Origin of the sequence: Actinoplanes sp. NPDC051633 (assembly GCF_040681735.1) — a bacterium.
Classification (GTDB): Bacteria; Actinomycetota; Actinomycetes; order Mycobacteriales; family Micromonosporaceae; genus Actinoplanes.
Window position 1 is genome coordinate 1 of record NZ_JBFAZH010001017.1, and the last position, 2,806, is coordinate 2,806.

A 2,806-nucleotide genomic window follows, 5' to 3' on the forward strand; every position below is an offset into this window, starting at 1 on the left:
CCGCGACCACCGAGCTGAGCACCCGCGACCTGGCGTTGGCCGAGGCGATCTCGCTGCCCGTGGTGCTGATCCTGCTGCTGTTCATCTTCGGCTCACTGGTCGCCGCGTCGCTGCCGGTGCTGATCGGCGGGTGCGCGGTGCTCGGATCGTTCGGCGTGCTGCACGCGGTGGCGCTGCACCACGACGTCAACTCGTTCGCCCTCAACGTGGCCAGCCTGCTCGGCCTCGGCATGGCCATCGACTACGGCCTGTTCACCGTCGGCCGGTTCCGCGAGGAGCAGGAGCAGGGCCACTCCCCCGCCGAGGCGGTGGCCCGGACCATGGCGACCGCCGGGCGTACCGTCGTCTTCTCCGCCTCGCTGCTGATGATCGCGCTGGGCGGTCTGCTGCTGTTTCCGCAGGGCTTCCTCAAATCCCTCGCGTACGGCGGGCTGGCCGCGGTCGGCCTCGCCGCGTTCTTCTCGCTGACCGTGCTGCCGGCGATGCTCGCGCTGCTCGGGCCCCGGGTCGACAAGCTGCCGGTCCGCCTGCCCCGCCGCCGCAACGCGCCGCCGCCCGGGACGGGCTGGGCCAGGCTCGCCGGGCTGGTGCTGCGCCGGCCGGTGCTGGTCGTGCTGCCCATCCTGGCCGGTCTGCTGATCCTGGCGAACCCGATCCGTGGCGTGCAGTTCGGCGAGGCGGACGAGCGGGTGCTGCCCGCGTCCGAGCCGGCCCGGCAGGCGCTCGAGAAGCTCAAGGCCGATTTCCCGTCGCTGAGCACCGCGGGCATCCAGATCGTGCTGCGCGGGCCCGGTCAACCGGCGCCGTTCGCGGCGGCGGTCGCCAAACTGCCGGGCATCGCCGGGGTCACGCCAGGTCGCTCCGCCGCGGGCGTCGCGACACTCACCGCCACCCCGGAAGACAAGGATCCCTTCGGTACGGGCGCCCGCGACGCCGTCCGCGCGATCCGGGACCTGCCGGCGCCGGCCGGGACGCAGGTGCTGGTCGGCGGCGCCACCGCCCGCAACGTCGACAGCCTCGAGGCGACGGTCGACCGGCTGCCGCTGATGATCGGGCTGCTCGTCGGGGCGACGCTGCTGCTGATGTTCCTGGCCTTCGGGTCGGTGCTGCTGCCGGTCAAGGCGGTGGTGATGAGCGCGCTGTCGCTCGCGGCGACGTTCGGCGTACTCGTCTGGGTCTTCCAGGACGGGCACGGCGCGGGCCTGCTCGGGGTGACGCCGGCGCCGCCCGAGGTCGGGATCGTGGTGCTGATGGCCGCGGTGGTCTTCGGCCTGTCCACCGACTACGAGGTCTTCCTGCTGTCGCGCATGGTCGAGGCCCGCACCCGCGGGGCGACCACGGCCGAGGCGGTCACCACGGGCCTGGCCCGCACCGGCCGCGTGATCAGCGCGGCGGCGGTGCTGCTGATCGTGGTGACCGGGGCGTTCGCGCTGTCGTCGGTGACGACGATGCGGTTCGTCGGGGTCGGCATGATCCTGGCGCTGGTGCTGGACGCGACGGTCGTGCGGATGCTGCTCGTGCCCGCGGTGCTGGGCCTGCTGGGCGACGCGGCGTGGTGGGCGCCGGGGCCGCTGCGGCGATTACAGGAGAGGGCGGGCCTGGCCGAGTATTCGAGCGAGGAGCTATTCCCCACGGTGTCGGTGGGCCGGCACGCGGCCCCGGACGACGCCGTGGCCAGTCCGTCGGGCGTGTCCCGCCCGCGGCACGCCTCCTGGACGGAGGAGGACGAGAAGCCACGCCCCGACTGGGCGACCGAACGCCCGCGCCCCCTCCCGGTGGACCGCTCCGCGGCGCCGACCTCCCCGGCGCCCGGGTCGCCCCTGCCATCCCCGACAACGGCGCCGCCCGAAGCCGCGCAAGCACCGAAGGCGCCGTCAGAGCCATCACCGTCAGCGTCTCCAGCAGACTCGTCCTCTCCCCCGGCGTCAGCACCGGCGGAAGAGCCACAACCAGCCACCGCACAGACACCCACCCCACCGCCGGAAGAAACGCCCGGGCCAGACGCGCCGCCGTCCCCCACCGAGGCGCAGACACCCTCGACGTCCGAGACCCCCGCCTCAACTGCTCCCAACTCCGCCCCACCCACCTCCGCCCCACCCACCTCCACCCCACCCGTCTCCACCGCTCCCACCTCCACCCCGCCCGTCGCCGCGCCGCCCGCCTCCGCCCCTCCCGCATCCGCTCCTTCCAGCTCCGCTCCTCCCACCTCCGCCCCGCCGACGTCCGCTTCGCCGGCCTCCGCCCCGCCGGCCTCCGCTCCACCCGTCGCCGCCCCGCCAGCCTCCGCCCCACCCGTCGCCGCCCCACCGGCCTCCGCCCCACCCGTCGCCGCGCCACCCGCCACTGCCTCTCCGGGAACGGCGCCCTCGGCCTCCGCACCTCCCACCTCACCGCCTCCCACGCGAGCGACAAGTCCCACCTCACCGCCGCGGACCACGCCCCGGTCGGCCGAGTCCTCGGCAACAGCGGGCGCCACCGACTCGCAAGCCTCGACCTCTGCCGCAGCCCGAACCACGCCTCCGACCAACAAGTCCACCGTGGACGCATCGGCCGCTGACGCGGCACGCCTCGATGTCAGCGGCGCACCGACCCTGCGGATGAACACCGGCGAGCGGCCCACCCTGTTCGGAAAAGCCGCAACCGCAGCCGAGCCGCCCACCGCTCCTCCGGACGCGACATCATCTGCGGGCCCGGCGCCCGACCCCGGCGACACCGGCGTAGACGGCCCGGACGGCCCCACACCACCCGCCGAGACCACCCTCGTGCTCGAGGTGGACCGGGAAGCCGCCAACCGCATCGCCGGATC

At 74.6% G+C, this 2,806-nt stretch carries 1 protein-coding gene; it reads left to right on the forward strand.

Annotated features, from left to right (window positions below; genetic code table 11):
- On the forward strand, nt 1-2,806 hold a 2,806-nt coding region (locus AB0M20_RS36160; protein ID WP_364305122.1), incomplete at both ends, for an MMPL family transporter.